18 protein-coding genes and 1 pseudogene are annotated in these 18,999 nt (G+C 72.0%); 8 read left to right on the forward strand and 11 right to left on the reverse strand.

Annotation, left to right across the window (positions count from 1 at the left end; all coding sequences use genetic code 11):
• Positions 1-74 precede the first annotated feature (74 nt).
• Complete coding sequence (locus ACZ7LV_RS11830; RefSeq protein ID WP_471938293.1) at positions 75-1,313, forward strand: SAV2148 family HEPN domain-containing protein; 1,239 nt, start codon at positions 75-77, stop codon at positions 1,311-1,313.
• Positions 1,314-1,437: 124 nt separating this feature from the next.
• The gene (locus ACZ7LV_RS11835; RefSeq protein WP_471938295.1) at positions 1,438-2,160 is read left to right on the forward strand and encodes an exonuclease domain-containing protein; all 723 of its coding nucleotides are present in this window, start codon (positions 1,438-1,440) and stop codon (positions 2,158-2,160) included.
• A gap of 26 nt (positions 2,161-2,186) precedes the next feature.
• Here ACZ7LV_RS11835 and ACZ7LV_RS11840 read toward each other — a convergent pair whose 3' ends face one another.
• Positions 2,187-3,050, reverse strand: coding sequence for a phosphotransferase enzyme family protein (locus ACZ7LV_RS11840; protein ID WP_471938297.1), 864 nt, complete (start codon positions 3,048-3,050; stop codon positions 2,187-2,189).
• A gap of 200 nt (positions 3,051-3,250) precedes the next feature.
• Here ACZ7LV_RS11840 and ACZ7LV_RS11845 point away from each other — a divergent pair, with 200 nt between their 5' ends.
• The 4 genes and pseudogenes from ACZ7LV_RS11845 (at position 3,251) to ACZ7LV_RS11860 (ending at position 7,552) form a co-directional block, all read left to right on the forward strand.
• On the forward strand, positions 3,251-4,183 hold the full coding sequence (locus ACZ7LV_RS11845; protein ID WP_471938299.1) for a carbohydrate ABC transporter permease: 933 nt from the start codon (positions 3,251-3,253) through the stop codon (positions 4,181-4,183).
• Positions 4,180-5,013 (forward strand): carbohydrate ABC transporter permease, encoded by an 834-nt coding sequence (locus tag ACZ7LV_RS11850; RefSeq protein ID WP_471938301.1) that lies wholly within the window; start codon positions 4,180-4,182, stop codon positions 5,011-5,013. The genes ACZ7LV_RS11845 and ACZ7LV_RS11850 overlap by 4 nt, the downstream gene beginning before the upstream one ends.
• A complete protein-coding gene (locus ACZ7LV_RS11855; RefSeq protein ID WP_471938303.1) occupies positions 5,013-6,299 on the forward strand; it encodes an ABC transporter substrate-binding protein in 1,287 nt (428 codons plus the stop codon). The genes ACZ7LV_RS11850 and ACZ7LV_RS11855 overlap by 1 nt, the downstream gene beginning before the upstream one ends.
• Positions 6,289-7,552, forward strand: a pseudogene (locus tag ACZ7LV_RS11860) (glycosyltransferase). Before ACZ7LV_RS11855 ends, ACZ7LV_RS11860 begins: the two are co-directional and overlap by 11 nt.
• A 56-nt stretch (positions 7,553-7,608) precedes the next feature.
• Here the strand turns inward: ACZ7LV_RS11860 and ACZ7LV_RS11865 are convergent.
• The gene (locus ACZ7LV_RS11865; protein ID WP_471938305.1) at positions 7,609-9,864 is read right to left on the reverse strand and encodes an MMPL family transporter; all 2,256 of its coding nucleotides are present in this window, start codon (positions 9,862-9,864) and stop codon (positions 7,609-7,611) included.
• A gap of 383 nt (positions 9,865-10,247) precedes the next feature.
• Here ACZ7LV_RS11865 and ACZ7LV_RS11870 point away from each other — a divergent pair, with 383 nt between their 5' ends.
• Entirely contained in the window at positions 10,248-10,802 is a 555-nt protein-coding gene (locus ACZ7LV_RS11870) for a DUF1697 domain-containing protein (protein WP_471938307.1), read from the forward strand.
• A 72-nt stretch (positions 10,803-10,874) separates the two neighbouring features.
• Positions 10,875-11,492, forward strand: a complete 618-nt coding sequence (locus ACZ7LV_RS11875; RefSeq protein WP_471938309.1) for a DsbA family protein — start codon at positions 10,875-10,877, stop codon at positions 11,490-11,492.
• A gap of 28 nt (positions 11,493-11,520) precedes the next feature.
• Here ACZ7LV_RS11875 and ACZ7LV_RS11880 read toward each other — a convergent pair whose 3' ends face one another.
• The 9 genes from ACZ7LV_RS11880 to ACZ7LV_RS11920 form a co-directional block, all read right to left on the reverse strand.
• Positions 11,521-12,261: a sirohydrochlorin chelatase gene (locus ACZ7LV_RS11880; protein ID WP_471938311.1), complete on the reverse strand. Its 741-nt coding sequence runs from the start codon at positions 12,259-12,261 to the stop codon at positions 11,521-11,523.
• A 4-nt stretch (positions 12,262-12,265) separates the two neighbouring features.
• Entirely contained in the window at positions 12,266-13,159 is an 894-nt protein-coding gene (locus tag ACZ7LV_RS11885) for an ABC transporter permease (RefSeq protein ID WP_471938313.1), read from the reverse strand.
• Complete coding sequence (locus ACZ7LV_RS11890) at positions 13,146-13,934, reverse strand: ABC transporter ATP-binding protein (protein ID WP_471938315.1); 789 nt, start codon at positions 13,932-13,934, stop codon at positions 13,146-13,148. Before ACZ7LV_RS11890 ends, ACZ7LV_RS11885 begins: the two co-directional genes overlap by 14 nt.
• A gap of 31 nt (positions 13,935-13,965) precedes the next feature.
• Positions 13,966-15,072: an aliphatic sulfonate ABC transporter substrate-binding protein gene (locus ACZ7LV_RS11895; RefSeq protein WP_471938317.1), complete on the reverse strand. Its 1,107-nt coding sequence runs from the start codon at positions 15,070-15,072 to the stop codon at positions 13,966-13,968.
• Positions 15,073-15,228: 156 nt separating this feature from the next.
• Positions 15,229-16,584, reverse strand: coding sequence for a sulfate adenylyltransferase subunit 1 (locus ACZ7LV_RS11900; RefSeq protein ID WP_471938319.1), 1,356 nt, complete (start codon positions 16,582-16,584; stop codon positions 15,229-15,231).
• 2 nt (positions 16,585-16,586) lie between these two features.
• Positions 16,587-17,522, reverse strand: coding sequence for a sulfate adenylyltransferase subunit CysD (cysD, locus tag ACZ7LV_RS11905; RefSeq protein ID WP_471938321.1), 936 nt, complete (start codon positions 17,520-17,522; stop codon positions 16,587-16,589).
• The gene (gene cysC, locus ACZ7LV_RS11910) at positions 17,519-18,055 is read right to left on the reverse strand and encodes an adenylyl-sulfate kinase (RefSeq protein WP_471938323.1); all 537 of its coding nucleotides are present in this window, start codon (positions 18,053-18,055) and stop codon (positions 17,519-17,521) included. Before cysC ends, cysD begins: the two co-directional genes overlap by 4 nt.
• A 32-nt stretch (positions 18,056-18,087) precedes the next feature.
• Positions 18,088-18,798 carry a phosphoadenylyl-sulfate reductase gene (locus ACZ7LV_RS11915; RefSeq protein WP_471938325.1) on the reverse strand — a complete coding sequence of 237 codons (711 nt, stop codon included), beginning with the start codon at positions 18,796-18,798 and terminating at the stop codon, positions 18,088-18,090.
• Positions 18,795-18,974, reverse strand: a complete 180-nt coding sequence (locus ACZ7LV_RS11920) for a hypothetical protein (RefSeq protein ID WP_401679107.1) — start codon at positions 18,972-18,974, stop codon at positions 18,795-18,797. Before ACZ7LV_RS11920 ends, ACZ7LV_RS11915 begins: the two co-directional genes overlap by 4 nt.
• Positions 18,975-18,999: the final 25 nt, after the last annotated feature.

Genomic DNA, 18,999 nt, shown 5'->3' on the forward strand with positions numbered 1-18,999 from the left:
CCGACCGCTCCCGGAGTACCCTTCCTTGATCGTTGGGACGGGGAGTGCTCGGGGGAGCGGAAGGCGGTGCGCGGGTGGGCTCGGGAGGGCTGGAGCTGCCCCCAGGTGACGAGGGTCACGAGGGGGGCTCCACAGAGGTCCCGCCCGGCACGGTGTCCCTGGCCAGACCGATGGAGACGCACTCGATCGGCCCGGAACTGGACTGGGACGCCGACGCCTGGCACGAGGTGCGCACCCGCGCCCAGCGAGCCGGCCGGGCCTACATCTGGCTGAACCTCGTCGAGCAGCGGCTGCGCGCGGTCGTGGCCGCCGTCCTGCGCCCCATCTACGAACCCGTCCACGGCGACGAGTGGGTGGTCGCCGCGGCCGGTCCGGCCGGCCAGGAGTGGGTCCAGCGCGCGGTCGCCGTGCGGGAGGTCAGCCGGCGCAAGGGATATCTCCTCGACCCCGCGGACGACAACGTCCTCAGCTTCCTCACCCTGCCGCAGCTGCGCGAGCTGATGGTGCAGCACTGGCCGTGCTTCGAGCCCTACGTCGACGAGCGCCGGGACGTCGAACTCGCGCTCGACGAGCTGGAGGTCACCCGGAACGTCGTCTCCCGCAACCGGGCCCTGTCCGAGGCCGTGCTGAACCAGGCCGAACGGGCCTCGGCGCGGCTGCTGGAGACCCTCGGCTCGGGAGGGGACGTGCCCTCGGCGCGCCGGCTGCCGGTCGACGCGGTCGAGGACCTGGTCGGCGACCGCTACTCCGACGTCGTCGCCGTGCACTCCGACCGGGTGCGGCTGATGCGCCGGTTCCCCGCCGAGGACATCTTCGGCGGGGCCCGCCGTCTCGACGCCGTCGGCATCGGCCTCAACCTGCTCGTGCAGAACTTCTCCGGGCGCCGTCTGGTGCGCCTGGCCGAGGCCGGGTGCCGGGTGCGGCTGCTGTTCCTCAACCCGGCGTCCAGCGCGGTGAAGCGCCGCGAGCGCGAACTGGGCATCAAGCGGGGCGAGCTGGGCCGGGCCGTGGAGATGAACATCCTCCACATGCGCCGGGTGCGCGCCCGGCTGCGGGACCCGGACGCCTTCGAGATCCAGGTCTACGACGAGACCCCCCGCTTCACGGCCTACCTCGTGGACGGCGACGGCTCGGACGGCATCGCGGTCGTGCAGTCCTATCTGCGCCGCACCCGCGGGATGGAGGCGCCGGTGCTGGTGCTGCGCAACGGCAACCGGGTGGTCAAGTCGGGCGAGGTGGACGAGGGGGGACTCTTCGGTACGTACCGGGAGGAGTTCGAGGCGGCATGGGTGGATTCACGCCCTGTGTCCTGAATCGCCGTCACCTTTTGCGGCGTCATGCCGGCGGCCGATGCGGAACGCTGTCCTCTGGTTGTCAGTGCCGCATGCGATCGTGGAGATCACTGGGGGAAAGCACCACCAAGAAGGGGGGCCGCCCATGGGCTGGCACCGGGAGCTGCTGATCGGCTTCGACCTGGAGACGACCGGGACCGATCCGCGCGAGGCGCGCATCGTCACGGGTGCCGTGATCGAGGTCAGGGGCGGACAGCCCCTGGGACGCCGGGAATGGCTGGCGGATCCGGGAGTGGAGATCCCGGCGGACGCGGTGGCGGTGCACGGCATCAGCAACGAGCGCGCGGTCGCCGAGGGCCAGCCGGCCGACAGGGTCGCCGACGCCATCGCGGACGTCCTCGCGGGGTACTGGAAGACGGGCGTCCCCGTGGTCGCCTACAACGCCGCCTTCGACCTGACCCTGCTCTCCGCCGAACTGCGGCGCCACGGCCTGCCATCACTGCGTGACCGCCTCGGCGGCCTGCACCCGGCGCCGGTCATCGACCCGTACACCATCGACCGCCAGGTCGACCGCTACCGCCGCGGCAAGCGCAACCTCGAAGCGGTCTGCACGGAGTACGGCATCGTCCTCGACGGCGCGCACGACGCCTCCGCCGACGCGCTGGCCGCGGCCCGGCTGGCCTGCGCGATAGCCGGCCGCCACCCCAAGATCGCGGGGCTCGGCCCGGCGGAGCTGCACCGCCGCCAGGTCGAGTGGTACGCCGAGTGGGCGGCGGACTTCCAGAAGTTCCTGCGCCGCAAGGGGGACGCCACCGCCGTGGTGGACGGGCTGTGGCCGCTGCGGGAGCCGGCCGGCGAGCGGGTCTGAGCCCCCGCCCGGCAGCGGCCGTGCGCTCAGAACGGATACCAGCGCACGCTCTCGTCCCCGTCCCGCAGGGAGGCCACGCGGCGCCCGAACTCGGCCAGCGCCTTGGGGTTGCTCGGCGCGTGCTGGGCCACCCAGGCGCAACTGGCCGTCTCCCGCGCCCCGCGCAGCACCGCACAACCCTCCCATTCGCGCACGTCCCAGCCGTACGCCTCGGTGAACGAGTCGTACGCCTCGGCCGGCAGGCCGTAGCGGTCGCGGGAGAGGGCCATCACCACCAGATCGTGCTCGCGCAGGTCGGCGGAGAAGGTCTCCAGATCGACCAGCACCGGTCCGTCCGGTCCGATGTGCACATTGCGGGGCAGCGCGTCGCCGTGGATCGGGCCGGGCGGCACATGCGGGGTGAGCGCCGCCGCGGCCCCCGCGAACCCGTCGCGCCGCTCCCGCAGATATGCCGCGTCCGCCGGGTCGATCGCGTCCCCGGCGAGCCGCAGCCAGCGTTCCACCCCGCCCAGCAGCGCGCGGGGCGGCAGGGCGAAGGAGGGGGAGGGCAGTGCGTGGACGACCCGGAGCAGTTCGGCCAGATCCCGGGGCTCGGCGGGCCGTACGGGATCGGGCAGCCGGTGCCACACGGTCACCGGGTGTCCCTCGACGAGCAGCGCGGTGTCCTGGGCCGCCCGGACCGCGGGGACCCCGGCCTCCGCGAGCCACCGGGCGACGGACACCTCCCGGCGCGCCCGGTCGCCGAGTTCGGCGTCCCGGCCCACCTTCACGACCAGGTCGCCCGCCGCGAACACGGCGTTCTCGCCGAGGGCGAGGAGTCGCGCGTCCCGGGCCGCACCGGGCAGGACCCCCGCCGCCGCCAGTACGTCCCGCGCCCGTGCCTCGTCCATCGTCCGCCTCCGTGATCCGTCCGCGCGGGGCCCGTGGCCAGGATCCCGCGGTGCCGCGTTCGTGCCGTCCGTCGGCCAGTGTCGCATTCGCACAGGTCGGAGGGTGTGCGCGGGCCCTTGACGACATCGACCGCCTTCACGACCATGACGGGGGCCCGCCGGGCTCCGGAACGTCACGAGCCGCGCAAAGGAGCCGATCCGTGACAGTGGTGACCGAGGCGAGGCGTGCCGAGCGCGCGCCGGACCGGGGCCGGCAGCGGCGTGGCGGCGACCACGGCGCGTGGTTCCTGGTGCTGCCCGCGCTCGTCCCGATCCTGGTACTGAGCGTGGGTCCGCTGCTGTACGGGATCCTGCTGGCGTTCACCGACGCCCAGGCGGGGCGCACCGAGCCCACCGAGTGGATCGGCACCCTGAACTTCCAGGACCTGCTGCGGGACACGCTGTTCTGGGAGTCGTTCCGGATCGGGCTGGTGTGGGCGGTCGGGGTGACGGTGCCGCAGTTCCTGCTGGCGCTCGGCCTCGCCCTGCTGCTGAACGAGCGGCTCAGGCTGCGCTGGCTGGCCCGAGCCCTGGCGATCGTGCCGTGGGCGATGCCCGAGGTCGTCGTCGGCATCATGTGGCGCCTCGTCTACAACCCGGACGCGGGCGTGCTCAACGAGACCCTGCGCGACCTCGGCCTCGGCGACGGCCGGGACTGGCTGAGCGGGCTCGGCACGGCCCTGCCCGCGGTGATCGTCGTCGGCGTCTGGGCGGGGATGCCGCAGACGACGGTCGCCCTGCTCGCCGGACTGCAGAACACCCCGCGCGAGCTGCACGAGGCGGCCGCGATCGACGGCGCGGGTGCCTGGCGCCGCTTTTGGACGGTCACCTGGCCCGCCCTCAGACCGGTCGCCCTCGCCATCACGGCCCTCAACTTCATCTGGAACTTCAACGCGTTCGCCCTGGTCTACGTGCTGACCAGTGGCGGTCCGGGCGGCCGGACCCGGCTGCCCATGCTCTTCGCCTACGAAGAGGCCTTCCGCTACGGCCAGTTCGGCTACGCGGCAGCGATGGGCTGCGTGATGGTCGCGGTCATCTCGGTACTGCTGGCGCTCTTCCTGGTGGGCCGGCTCAGGGGAGGCGACGACGTATGAGGACCAGCACCGGGGCGCGCGTCGGTCAGTACGTGGCGTTGCTCGCGTATCTCGTCTTCCTCGCCTTCCCCTTCCTGTGGCTCCTCTCCACCGCCTTCAAACCGCCCCAGGAGCTGGGCAGTCTGCACCCCACGTGGATCCCCGAGAACCCCACACTGGACAACTTCCGGCAGGCCTTCGAGGAGCAGCCGCTGCTGCGGGCCGCGCTCAACTCCCTGCTCGCCGCGACCGGGGCGGCCGTGATCGCCGTGCTGGTCGCGACGCCGATGGCGTACGTGATGGCCCGTCACCGCACCCGGACGGCCCGGGCGGCGACCGGCTGGGTCGTGGTCAGCCAGGCGTTCCCCTTCGTGCTGGTGATCATCCCGCTCTTCCTGGTGCTGAAGAACCTGCGGCTGATCGACTCCCTGGCGGGCCTGGTGATGGTCTACGTCGTCTGGGCGCTGCCCTTCGCGCTGTGGATGCTGGTCGGCTACGTCCGGGCCGTGCCGGCCGAACTGGAGGAGGCGGCGGCGGTCGACGGTGCCGGCCGGCTGCGGACGCTGGTGTCGGTGACGGCGCCGCTGCTGGCGCCGGGGATCGTGGCGACGGCCCTGTTCGCCTTCATCACCGCCTGGAACGAGTTCTTCTTCGCCCTGGTCCTGCTCAAGACCCCGGAGAAACAGACACTGCCCGTGATCCTCACCCATTTCATCGGCGCCGAGGGCGTGGCCGACCTCGGTCCTCTCGCCGCCGCCGCGTTCCTCGCGACCCTGCCCTCCCTGCTCGTCTTCGCCCTGATCCAGCGGCGGATCACGGGCGGCATGCTCGCCGGGGCGGTGAAAGGCTGATGCGCGGGAGGCGGGCAGGGATCGTCGCGGCCGCGCTGATGCTGCTCACCGCCTGCACGGGCGGCGCGCGGGAGGACTCCCCGGACGGCGGGATCACCCTCCGCTTCCAGTCCCTGGCCTGGCAGCAGGAGTCCGTGGAGGTCAACAAGGAGCTGGTGGCGGAGTGGAACGCCGCCCATCCGGACGTCCGCGTCGAGTACGTCCAGGGCAGCTGGGACAGCGTCCACGACCAGCTCCTGACCTCCTTCGAGGGCGGTGAGGCACCGGACATCATCCACGACGCCTCCGACGACCTCGCCGACTTCGCGTACGGCGGCTACCTCGCCGACCTCACCGGTCTGCTGTCCGAGCGGCTCCAGGCCGACATCCCGCGGCGGAGCTGGGAGACGGTGACCTTCGGGGACGGGATCTACGGAGTGCCCTTCCTCCAGGAGCCACGGGTGCTCATCGCGAACGCGACCTGGCTGAAGGAGTCGGGGGTGCGGATCCCGACCCCCGAGGAGCCGTGGACGTGGGAGGAGTTCCGCGAGGTGACGAAGGAGCTCAGCGCCGAGGGGAGGTACGGGGTGGCCTGGCCGCTGAAGGAACCCGTCTCGGCCACGCTCAACCTCTCCCTGTCGGCGGGCGGGCAGCTCTTCCATCGGGGCGCGGACGGCAAGGTCACGGTCCGCTTCGAGGCGGGCGACGCGGTGGTGCCGCGCACCATCCACGACCAGGTCGGCTCGGATGCCAGTGCGGCGGCTTCGACGCTCGGCAGCGGCGGTTCGGACACGCTCCCGGGATTCTTCGGCGGCAAGTACGCGATGGTGCCGCTCGGCTTCTCCTACCGTCAGCAGATCGTGCAGCAGGCGCCGGAGGGCTTCGCCTGGCAGGTGCTGCCGGCCCCGGCCGGTGCGGGCGGGCTCGCCCAGGGGGTCAGCCCGCAGACCCTGTCCGTCGCCGAGGACAGCCCGCACAAGAAGGAGGCGGCCGCCTTCGTCGACTTCCTGCTCCGGCCGCGGAACATGGTGCGCCTCGCCCTGGGCGACTGGATGCTGCCCACCGGCACCGAGGCCCTGAAGGACCCCGCACTGCGCTCCGCCCGGTACGGCTGGGCCACCGGCACCGCGCTGGCGACGCACCTGCGCCCGGCGCCCGCGCAGTCCGTGCGGGGGTATCCCGAGTGGAAGGACAAGGTGGCGACACCGGCGCTGCAGGAGTACTACAGCGGCGCGATCGGCCTCGACGAGCTGCGCAGACGACTGGAGGAGGACGGGAACCTGGTGCTGGCGCGATATCAGCGCTGACGGGGAGGGCTCGGGAAAGCAGTTGCACGAGACGTATCGTCTCGCTTAAGGTCGGGGGCATGACGCACATCGCCATGTTCTCCATCGCCGCCCACGGCCACGTGAACCCGAGCCTGGAGGTGATCCGTGAGCTCGTCGCGCGGGGCCACCGGGTGACGTACGCGATCCCCCCGGTGTTCGCGGAGAAGGTCGCCGAGACCGGTGCCGAGGTGAAGCTCTGGAAGTCGACGCTGCCGGGCCCCGACGACGACCCGGCCGCGTGGGGCGACACGCTGCTCGACAACGTCGAGCCCTTCCTGAACGACGCCATGCAGGCCCTGCCGCAGCTGATCGAGGCGTACGAGGGCGACGAGCCGGATCTCGTGCTGCACGACATCGCCTCGTACCCGGCGCGGGTGCTGGCCCACCGCTGGGGCGTCCCCGCCGTCTCCCTCTCTCCCAACCTGGTGGCCTGGGAGGGGTACGAGGAGGAGGTCGCCGAGCCGATGTGGGCGGAGCCGAGGAAGACCGAGCGCGGCCGGGCCTACTACGCGCGCTTCCAAGCCTGGCTGGAGGAGAACGGCATCACCCGGCACCCCGACCCCTTCGCCGGGCGGCCGGACCGTTCCCTCGTGCTGATCCCGAAGGCGCTCCAGCCGAACGCCGACCGGGTCGACGAGAAGGTGTACAGCTTCGTCGGCGCCTGCCAGGGTGACCGCGGCGCGGAAGGGGACTGGCAGCGGCCCGCCGACGCCGAGAAGGTCGTGCTGGTCTCGCTCGGGTCGGCGTTCACCAAGCAGCCGGCGTTCTACCGGGAGTGCGTGACGGCGTTCGCCGGGCTGCCCGGCTGGCACGTGGTGCTCCAGATCGGCAGGCACGTCGACCCCGCCGAGCTGGGAGAGGTGCGGGGGAACGTCGAGGTGCGGTCGTGGGTCCCGCAGCTCGCGATCCTCAAGCAGGCCGACCTGTTCGTCACCCACGCGGGCGCGGGCGGCAGCCAGGAGGGCATGGCCACGGCCACGCCGATGATCGCCGTGCCGCAGGCGGTCGACCAGTTCGGCAACGCCGACATGCTCCAGGGCCTCGGCGTGGCCCGTCATGTCCCGGCGGATCAGGCCACGGCGCAGACGCTCCGCGAGGCGGCGCTCGCGCTCGTCGACGACCCCGAGGTCGCCCGCCGTCTGGCGGTCCTCCAGGGGGAGATGGCCGAGGAGGGCGGCACCAGGCGCGCCGCGGACCTGATCGAGGCCGAACTGGCCGCCGCGGGGGCATGAGTGAGGGCCCGTCGGTTCCACGGGAACCGACGGCCCTCGCCGGTCACGGCCCCGGGTCAGACCCGCACCCGCTCGCCCTCCTTCTCGGCCAGCGGCGCCCGCGCCGGTGTGTCCACCGACTCGTCGTGCGTCAGATCCGGAAGCCGGTTCAGCCACTTCGGCAGATACCAGTTGCGTTCCCCGAGGAGCGCCATCACGGCCGGCAGCAGCACACCCCGGATGATCGTCGCGTCGATCAGCACCGCCGCCGCGAGACCGACGCCCATCTGCTTCATCGACTGCATGGACAGGGTGCCGAAGATCGCGAAGACGGCGACCATGATGACGGCGGCGCTGGTCACGACCCCCGCCGTGGTGACCACTCCGTGCGCGATGGCGTCCTGTGTCGTACGGCCGCGCAGCCGTGCCTCGCGAATCCGCGAGACCACGAACACGTGGTAGTCCATCGACAGCCCGAACAGGATCACGAACAGGAACAACGGCAGCCAGCTGACGATCGCGCCGACGCCCTCCGCGCCCACCAGCGAGGCGCCCCAGCCGTGCTGGAAGACGGCGACCAGGATGCCGTAGGCCGCGCCCACGGACAGCAGGTTCAGCACGATCGAGGTGATCGCGATCGTCAGCGAGCGGAACGACAGCAGCATCAGCAGGAACGCGAACACCACGACGAACGCGAACACCGGGGCGACCGCGCCGACGAGCTGGTCGTTGAAGTCCTTCGACATGGCGACCCCGCCGGTGATCGGCGCCTCGACGCCCTCGACCGTGCCGAGCGTGGCGGGCCGCACCTCGTCGCGGAGCTTGTCCAGGCTGGCGCCCGCCTCGTCCAGGTCGGAACCGCCGACCAGCGGCACATGGACGAAGGCGACGTTCTTCGCGTCGTCCAGCTCGATGTCGACGGGCCCCCGCGAGGCGCCCGAACTGATCGCCCGCTCCCGGAAGTCGGCGAGCGCCGACTGCACCTCGGGGGCGTTGATGTCCTCGGCCCTCACCACCACCTCGGCCGGTTCCGAGCCGCCCGGGAAGGCCTCGTTGAGCCGGTCGTAGGTCTGCACGATGGGCAGCGAGTCGCCGAACTCCTGGTCCAGCGTGAGGTTCTGGGTCTTCATGCCGACCGCGGGAGCCGCGACGGCCAGCAGTGCCCCGGTGGCCACGACGACGGAGACGACGGGCTTGGCCAGGACCCCCTTCAGCACGGCCGTCCAGAAGCGGCTCTCGCCGCTCGCGCCGCGGCGACGGCGGCGGCGGCGGAGGAACGGTATCCGCCCCTTCTCCACCCGCTCGCCCAGCAGCGACAGCAGTGCCGGCAGCACCGTCACCGAGCCGACCATGGCCACCGCGACCACCATCAGCGAGGCCAGGCCCATGGCCTCGAACTCGGCGAGCCCGGTGAAGAGCATGCCCGCCATCGCCACGCACACCGTGACACCGGAGACGATGATCGCGCGCCCACTGGTGGCCGCGGCGACCCGGAGCGCCGTCTGCGCGTCCCGGCCGGCCTCGCGCTCCTCCCGCTCACGGCGCAGATAGAACAGGCAGTAGTCGACGCCGACGGCCAGACCGACCAGCAGCATCACGGAGTTGGCGGTCTCGCTCATCGGCATCACATGGCTCACGACGCCCATCAGGCCCATCGTCGCCATGATCGCGGTGAGCGCCAGTGCGACCGGCAGCAGCGCCGCCACCAGCGCGCCGAACGCGATGAGCAGGATGCCGAGGGCGACCGGCACGGCCGAGTACTCGGCCTTGCGGAAGTCGTCGCCGAACGCGTCGTCGAACGTCTTCGTCATGCTGGCGCCGCCGATCTCCTCGATCCGCAGCGACCCGTGGTCGCGCTGGACCCGCTCGACGGCCTCCAGCACCGGCTCGACCCGCTCGCCCGCGGTGTCCGACGCCCCCCGCATGTCGAACCGCACCAGCGCGCTGCGCCCGTCCTCGGAGATGGTTTTCGTGTCGTACGGCGTGGTGACGTCCGTGACCTCGCCGGTCGCCTCGACGGCCTCGACGACGTCGGCGACGGCCGCCCGGAACGCCGGGTCGGTGGCCCGCGGTCCGCCGTCCTTCGACTGGATGAGGACCGTCTCACCGGCCGGCTCCTCGATCCCGGCGTCCTCGACGATCCGCGCGGCGGTGTGGGTCTCGCCCTTGAGCTGATCGCTGTCGTCGACCTCGACCCGGCCGGCGGCCGAACCCAGCCCCATCGCCAGGACGACGAACAGCACCCAGATACCGACGGCCGCCCATCGGTGCCGGGCACTCCAGCCGCCGGCCCGGGCGGCGAGTCCCCGCACGCGTATGTCTCCGTTCCCCATGACGGGCTGCCCCCTCGTGAGCGGTGACGGCCCCCTGCCGGCACCTTCCGTCTCGAAGGTAGGGGCCGGACAAGGCCGTCTCGTCGTGCTGCCCGGTGAGGCGCGGGGGCCCCGGGTCCTCCGGACGGCCACCTCGCCCTCAGTACTGGGGAGGACACCGGGCCCCTACATCCATCGGCGGATCTCCGGGCCGACGATCAGGGATCCGCCCTTGGGACCCTTTGTGCCGACTCGTGATTTCGAAACCTTGTTGAACAAGTCACAGGTGCGTGTAGCGGTTGATCCGGACCCGTTCCATGGGCCAGAGTTTCGCGCAGCCCGCGACCCGGGCCCGGCCGTCGTGCCCGCCCCCACGGGGCACGACGGCCGCCTAGGGTGGACGGGTGACGACATATGCGGCGCTGCTGCGCGGGATCAACGTGGGCGGCAGCAAGAAGGTCCCGATGGCCGACCTGCGCACCCTGCTGGAGAGCCTCGGTCACGGGGGCGTGCGGACGTATCTCCAGAGCGGACAGGCGGTGTTCACCGCCGACCACGGCGACGAGGCGTCCCTGGCCGCGGAGCTGACGGGGGCGATCGAGAGCCGGTTCGGCTTCGCGGTGGACGTCATCGTGCGCGACCACGCCTACCTCAAGGCGGTCGCCGACGACTGCCCGTTCCCGGCCGCCGAGCTGGAGGGCAGGCAGCTCCACGCCACCTACTTCTCCGCGCCCGTCGACACCGGGCGTCTCGCGGAGATCGACCAGGAGGCCTTCCTGCCGGAGGAGTTCCGCTGCGGCGACCGCGTCCTGTACCTGTACGCGCCGAACGGACTGGGCCGCTCCAAGCTCGCCGAGTACCTGGCCAAGCCGCGGCTGAACACGGGCGTCACCGCGACGACCAGGAACTGGAACACCGTCGTCAAGCTGGTGGAGCTCACCGCGCCGGCGGCTGAGTGACGGAAGTGGCCCACGGGAACTCCCCTTGAATGGACCAGAGTTCCGTGCCACTGCGCGGCTAGCATCGCCGGCATGAATGACTCCGCCACCACCCGCGTCGACTGCTGGTTCGACCCCGCCTGCCCCTTCGCCTGGATCACCTCGCGCTGGCTGCTGGAGGTGGAACGGCACCGCCGGCTCGACCTACGCTTCCATGTGATGAGCCTGTACCTGCACAACCTCGGGGGCGAACTCCCCGACTGGTACCGGGACCTGGTCGACAGATCGATCGGCCCGGTGCGGGTGGCGGTGGCCGCGGCGGAGCGGCACGGCGAGAAGGTGCTGCGCGACCTGTACACCGCCCTCGGCGTGCGCATCCACGAGCGCGAGGCCGGGGACTTCGACGTGGTGATCGCCGAGGCGCTGGCCGAGCTGGGACTCGACGCCGACCTCGCCGCCGCCGCGCACGACCCGGCGTACGACGAGGCGGTCCGCCGCAGCCACGCGGCGGGCGCGGAGGCCGAATCCGGGCGCTACGTCGGGACTCCCACCGTCCACGTCGACAAGACGGTGTGGTTCGGCCCCGTGCTCCGCGCCGTTCCGCGCGGCCCGCGCGCGGCCGAGCTCTTCGACAGCCTCCGCGTCCTGGCCGGCGACCCGGACTTCTTCGAGCTCAAGCGGACCCGCACCGGAGGGCTCCGTTTCGACTGACGGAGCCTGCGGCGGGACCCGGACGGCCTCAGGCCCCGACGGCCGCGAGCAGCGGCGCCCGCGCCCCGTCGTAGCGCCGCAGCAGCAGGCGGGCCACCTCCGGCGCCGGACCCAGCACACCGGCCAGGACGTCCGCCTCGGCGGCGCCCCGGGCGATGCGGTCCGGCAGGAAGCCGGGCGCGAGGACGTAGGGCGCGACGGCGACGCGCTCGCAGCCGAGGGCGCGCAGCTCGCGGATCGCGACCTCGGTGCGGGGCAGGGACGCGGAGGCGAACGCAGGCCGCACGGCGCACCAACCGGTGTGCCGCCACTCCCGCGCGATTTCTGCGATCACTGCGATCGCCTCCGGGTCGGTGGACCCCGCCGAGGCCAGGACGACCCCGGTCGAGGGCTTGTCGGCGGGGGTAAGCCCCGCCTCGTACAGCCGCCGCTCCAGCGCGGCCAGCAGCAGCGGCGAGGGGCCGAGCACCTCCGCCTGGCGGACGCGCAGGCGCCGCGGCGCCTCCCGCAGCACCGCCGGGATGTCCGCCTTCGCGTGGAAGGCGCGCGTCAGCAGCAGCGGCAGCGCCACCACGTCGCGGACGCCCTCCGCCGCCAGGGACTCCAGCACGCCCTGCACGGACGGGATGGTGAAGTCCAGGAAGCCGGTTTCGACCCGCAGGCCCGGCCGCAGCGACCGCACCCGCCGCACCAGGGCGTGCACGGTCGCGGCGTGCCGCGGGTCGCGGCTGCCGTGGGCGATGACGAGGAGGACCGGTTCGTGGCGCATGGGATCAGCTCTTCACCAGGAGGCCGCGGCTGCGCAGCACCCGCCGCTCCAGCGGACTGAAGAGCAGCAGGTCGATGGCGATACCGACGATCAGGATGAGCAGGATGGCGAGGAAGACCATGGACATGGAGCTGGTGTTGCGGCCGTTCTCCAGCAACTGGCCGAGTCCCACGCCCAGGTCGGGGGAGGAGGCGATGATCTCGGCGGCCATCAGGGACCGCCAGGCGAACGCCCAGCCCTGCTTGAGGCCGGCGAGGTAGCCGGGCAGCGCGGCCGGCATCACGATGTGCCAGGTGCCCTTCAGGCCGGTCGCGCCGAGGGTGCGCCCGGCCCGCAGGTAGAGCGGCGGCACCTGGTCGACGCCCGAGACGAGGCCGTTGGCGATGGAGGGGACCGCGCCGAGCAGGATCACGGCGTACATCATCGAGTTGTTCAGGCCGAGCCAGATGACGGCCGGCGGCACCCAGGCCACCGACGGCAGCGACTGCAGGCCGGACAGGATCGGGCCGATCGCGGCCCGCACGAACCGCACCCGCGCCACCAGCAGGCCCAGCGGGGTGCCGATGGCGAGCGCCATCAGGAAGCCGAGCAGACCGCGCGAGACGCTGGTCCAGATGTAGTCGAGCAGCGTGCCCTGGAGCCAGGCGGTGCGCACCTCGCCCCACACGTCGGAGGGCGAGGGCAGCTTGCCGGGGTCGTCGACGACGCCGAAGGAGACCAGCGCCTGCCACACCGCGAGCACCAGCACGACCGCGGTGAGCGGCGGCACGACCTTCTGCGTGAGCGTCGTACGCAGCGGCGTGCGGCGCGTGTGCACCGTGTCCAGGGCGTCCAGTCCCGCCTCGACGCCGGCCAGGTCGTGGCCGTCCTTGACGGCGGGCGTGTCAGTGCTGGCCATGTCGGCGGATCTCCCCACGCAGTTCCTCGGTGATCTCACGGGACAGTTCCGCCACCGCGGCGTCCTCGATGCGGCGCGGCTGCGGGATGTCCACCGTCCACTCGCGCGCGACGCGTCCCGGACGCGACGACAGCAGGACGACGCGCTGCGCGAGCCGCGCCGCCTCCCGCACGTTGTGCGTCACGAAGAGCACGGACACCCGTGTCTCCTTCCAGATCCTGGTCAGCTCGTCGTGCAGCACGTCACGGGTGATCGCGTCCAGCGCCGCGAACGGCTCGTCCATCAGCAGCAGGCTGCTGTCCTGCGCGAGCGCGCGGGCCAGCGCGACCCGCTGGCGCATGCCGCCGGACAGCTCGTGCACCCGCTTGCCGTACGCCCCCTGGAGCCTGACCAGTTCCAGCAGTTCCTCCGCGCGGCCGCGCCGGTCCGCCTTGGGCACCCCGCGCAGCTTCAGGGCGAGCTCGATGTTCTTGCCCGCGGTCAGCCACGGGAACAGGGCGTGCTCCTGGAACATCAGCGCCGGGCGGCCGTCGGTCGCGATCGAACCGGCCGACGGCCTGTCGAGCCCCGCCACCAGGTTCAGCAGCGTGGACTTGCCGCAGCCCGAGGCCCCGAGGAGGGTGACGAACTCGCCCGGCGCGACATCGAGCGAGATGTCGTCGAGGACGAGCTGAGGCCCGGCGGGGCCGGCGAAGGACTTCGAGACGTGCTCGATGCGCGCGGCGTGCTCCACCGACGTAGCGGCGTCGGCGGCCTTGGCGAAGGTCGTGGCCATGGTCGTCACCTCCTGAAAACTGATCGTGGACTCATGAAGCGGCGCCGAGACCGGCGTCGGAGACGGTCGCCTCGCCGTCGGCGGCGAGGATCTTGTTCAGCGGCCGGAGGTCGTAGATGCCCTTCAGGTCGGGCCGCTCCAGCAGCCCGGCCTTCACCGCGTGCCGCGCCTGGACGTCGAGCGTCGCGGCGAGCGGGTCGTCGGTGACGTGGATCGACTTCCACGCCGGGTCCAGCACCTCGGGCGGCAGCGGTTTGCCGGTGTCCTCCTGGAGCTGCCGGTTGGCCGCCGCCTTCGCCGGGCCGGGGTGGGCGTCGATCCACTTGTTGGTGCCCACGGAGGCCCGCAGCACCGCTTCCACGGCCCTCGGGTGCTCCTTGAGGAAGCTCTGCGACACGATGACGTTCGTGATGACGAACTTCTTGTCCGGCCACAGGTCGGCCTCGTCGAGCAGCACCTTCCCGCCTTCGACGACCAGCTTCGAAGCCGTCGGCTCGGGCACCCAGGCGCCGTCGACGGACCCCGACCTGTAGGCGTCCGGGACCACCTTGTTGTCCGTGCGCACCACGGAGACGTCGCCCCGGCCGCTCTGCGCGTCCACCTTCCAGCCCTGCTCGGAGATCCAGTTCAGGAAGGCCACGTCCTGCGTGTTGCCGAGCTGCGGGGTGCCGATCCGCTTGCCCTTGACGTCCGCCAGGGACTTGATCTTGTCCGGGTCGACCACGAGCTTGACCCCGCCCGACGCCGCACCGCTGATGATCCGCAGGTTCTCGCCGCCCGACTTGATGTAGCCGTTGATCGCCGGCGACGGGCCGATCCAGCCGATGTCGACCGAGCCCGAGTTGAGCGCCTCGATCTCGGAGGGCCCGGCGTTGAAGGTGGCGTACTCGGCCTTGGTGGCGCCGAGTTCCTTCTGGAAGAAACCCTGCTGCCTGCCGACCAGCGCGGTGGCGTGGGTGAGGTTGCCGAAGTAGCCGATCCGGACGGAGTCCAGACCGTCGACCTTCTTCGCCCCGGCGGCGACCTGGACGGTGTCGTCGTTCCTGGCCTGGGAGCCGTAGCCGCAGGCCGCGAGCGCGAGCAGCGGCAGCACGGCCGTCGCCACGAGCGAGCGGCGCAGAGCGGTGGTGGCAGGCACGGGAGGTGTTCCTCTCGGTGGCCCGGCGTCACGACACCTCAGGTCGTGGCCGGGGGGTCGGCGGATTCTCGGCGCCCGGAGCGGCGCGTGCGCTTCACGGACATCGCGCCACCCCGCCCTGGCAGCCCGACGGGCAGATGTCGTTCGGGCGCATGGTCAGAAGTCCCATCCGTCGTCGTCGGCCTCGTTGCGGACCGGCTCCGGGGCGGCGAACGACTCGCCGACCATGCCCGCGGTCAGCGTGGTGCCGTCGCCCGGGTCGATCAGGATGAACGAGCCCGTGCGCCGCGAGTCGGCGTAGGAGTCGACCGGCAGCGGCTCGGCGGTGCGGACCTTGACCCGGCCGATGTCGTTGGCGGCGAGCTGCCCCGGGTGCGGGTGCAGGGACAGGTCGTCCAGGGTCAGCCGGGACGGGATGTCCTTGACCAGTGCCTTGACCGTGCGTGTGCCGTGCTTGAGCAGCACCCGGTGGCCGACCGTCAGCGGCTGGTCGGCAACGTGGCAGACGGTCGCCTCGATGTCCTGGGTGGTGGGCGGCGCGTCCTTGCTGGGCACGATGAGATCGCCGCGCGAGACGTCGATGTCGTCCTCCAGCAGGAGGGTGACCGACTGCGCGGTCCAGGCGACGTCGACCGGCCTGCCCAGCACGTCGATGCCGGAGATCTTCGTGGAACGGCCGGACGGCAGCACCGTGATCTGCTCGCCGACGCGGAAGGTGCCCGCCGCGATCTGCCCCGCGTAGCCCCGGTAGTCCGGGTGCTCCGCGGTCTGCGGCCGGATCACGAACTGCACGGGCAGGCGGGCGTGGCAGTGCGCCAGGTCGTGGCTGACCGGAACGGTCTCCAGGTGCTCCAGGACGGTCGGGCCGCCGTACCAGTCCATGTTCGCGGACGGTTCCACGACGTTGTCGCCGTTCAGCGCGGAGATCGGGATCGCGGTGACCTCCGGGACGCCGAGCTCGGTGGCGTACGCCGTGAACTCCTCGGCGATGCGGCCGAAGACCTTCTCGTCGTAGCCGGCGAGGTCCATCTTGTTGACGGCGAGCACGACGTGCGGGACCCGCAGCAGCGCGGCGATGGCGGCGTGCCGGCGGGTCTGCTCGACGACGCCGTTGCGGGCGTCGACCAGGATGACCGTCAGCTCGGCGGTGGAGGCGCCCGTGACCATGTTCCGGGTGTACTGCACGTGCCCCGGGGTGTCGGCGAGGATGAACCGGCGGCGCGGGGTGGCGAAGTAGCGGTACGCCACGTCGATGGTGATGCCCTGCTCGCGCTCGGCGCGCAGACCGTCCGTGAGCAGCGCGAGGTCCGGGCCCTCCTGGCCGCGGCTCGCCGAGACGCGCTCCACGGCCTCCAGCTGGTCGGTGAGGACCGACTTGGAGTCGTGCAGCAGCCGGCCGACCAGGGTGGACTTGCCGTCGTCGACGGAGCCCGCGGTGGCGAACCGCAGCAGGGTGGTCGCCGACAGCTGCTCGACCGACAGCGTCTCGGTGGGTTCGGTGGTGCTCGTCATGGCTAGAAGTACCCCTCGCGCTTGCGGTCTTCCATCGCGGCCTCGGAGAGCTTGTCGTCGGCCCGGGTGGCGCCCCGCTCGGTCAGCCGGGACGCGGCGATCTCGGTGATCACCTGCTCCAGGGTCCGGGCGTCGGAGTCGACGGCGCCGGTGCAGGACATGTCGCCGACCGTGCGGTAGCGGACCTGCCGCTTCTCGACGGTCTCGCCCTCCTTCGGGCCGCCCCACTCGCCGGCGGTCAGCCACATGCCGCCGCGCCGGAAGACCTCGCGCTCGTGCGCGAAGTAGATCTCGGGCAGCTCGATGCCCTCGCGGGCGATGTACTGCCAGACGTCCAGCTCGGTCCAGTTGGACAGCGGGAAGACACGGACGTGCTCGCCGGCGGCGTGGCGGCCGTTGTACAGGTTCCACAGCTCGGGCCGCTGCCGGCGCGGGTCCCACTGGGAGAACTCGTCCCGCAGCGAGAACACCCGCTCCTTGGCCCGCGCCTTCTCCTCGTCGCGGCGTCCGCCGCCGAACACCGCGTCGAAGCGCTCGGCCTGGATCCGCTCCGTCAGCGGCAGCGTCTGGAGCGGGTTGCGGGTGCCGTCGGGACGCTCCTTGAGCACACCGCGGTCGATGTAGTCCTGCACGGACGCGACGTGCAGCCGCAGGCCGTGCCGGTCCACCGTGCGGTCGCGGTAGTCGAGGACCTCGGGGAAGTTGTGCCCGGTGTCGACGTGCAGCAGGGAGAAGGGGATCGAGGCCGGAGCGAACGCCTTCAGCGCCAGATGCAGCATGACGATGGAGTCCTTGCCGCCGGAGAACAGGATCACCGGCCGCTCGAACTCGCCCGCCACCTCACGGAAGATGTGCACCGCCTCGGACTCCAGCGCGTCCAGGTGCGAGAGGGCGTACGGGGTCTCCGTCTCCTCGGTCACCGGTGCGACGGTCGTCATGCCAGTCCCCTCTCGGCGAGCAGGGCGTACACCGAGGCGGCGGACTCCTGCACGGTCTGGTGCTGCGACTCGATGCGCAGGTCGGGCGAGGCGGGCTCCTCGTACGGGTCGTCCACGCCGGTCAGCCCGGTCAGCTCGCCCGCCGCCTGCTTGGCGTACAGCCCCTTCACGTCACGCACGGAGCACACCTCCACCGGGGTCGCCACGTGCACCTCGACGTAGGCGGTGCCGTTCGTCGCGTGCCGCTTGCGCACCGCGTCGCGGCTGTCGGTGTACGGCGCGATCACGGGGACGAGCGCCGTCACGCCGTTACGGGCCAGCAGTTCGGCGACGAAGCCGATGCGCTGCACGTTGGTGTGCCGGTCCTCGCGGCCGAAGCCCAGGCCCGCGGAGATGAACTCGCGGATCTCGTCGCCGTCCAGCACCTCGACGAGGTGGCCCTCCTCGCGCAGCCGGCCGGCCAGCTCGTACGCGATCGTGGTCTTGCCGGCGCTCGGCAGGCCCGTGAGCCAGACGGTGGCTCCGCTCCTCACGTGCTTCCCCCCAGGGGTCGGTGTGGTGGTCGTCATCCGTGCAGTCCGCACTCGGTCTTGGACCGCCCGGCCCAGCGGCCGGCGCGCGCGTCCTCGCCCTCCAGCACGCGGCGGGTGCAGGGGGCGCAGCCGATGGAGGCGTAGCCGTCCGTCAGCAGCGGGTTGGTCAGTACGCCGTGCTCGGTGACGTAGGCGTCCACGTCGTCCTGGGTCCAGCGGGCGATCGGCGAGATCTTGATCTTCTGGCGCTTCTCGTCCCAGGCGACGACGGGGGTGCCCGCCCGGGTCGGGGACTCGTCGCGGCGCAGCCCGGTCGCCCAGGCCGTGTAGTCGGCCAGCCCCTGCTCCAGCGGCTTGACCTTGCGCAGGAAGCAGCACAGGTCGGGGTCGCGGTCATGCAGCCTCGGGCCGTACTCGGCGTCCTGCTCGGCGACCGTCTGCGCCGGGGTGAGGGTGATGACGTGGACGTCCATCACCGCCTCGACGGCGTCGCGGGTGCCAATGGTCTCCTCGAAGTGGTAGCCGGTGTCGAGGAAGACGACGTCGACGCCGGGCATCACACGGGACGCGAGGTGGGCGACCACCGCGTCCTCCATGGAGGACGTCACGCAAAACCGCTCGCCGAAGGTCTGCGCCGCCCACCGGAGGATCTCCAGCGCGGACGCGTCCTCCAGATCGCGGCCCGCCTGCTTGGCGAGCGCCTTCAGCTCCTGGGTCCCGCGGGTCTCCTGAGCGGTCGTCATATCTCGTCCCCTCCCTTCGTGTCCTGCGCGAGCCCACGGGACAGCAGCCCGAGGAACTTCAGCTGGAAGGCGCGGTTGCACGCCGCGCACTCCCAGGCGCCGTGGCCCTGCTCGCTCGGTCGCAGGTCCTCGTCGCCGCAGTAGGGGCAGTAGAAAGGTGCGGCACGCTCACTCATCGGGCATCCCTCGCTTCGCTCGCCT

The sequence above is a fragment of the Streptomyces sp. NPDC107562 genome, assembly GCF_055657325.1.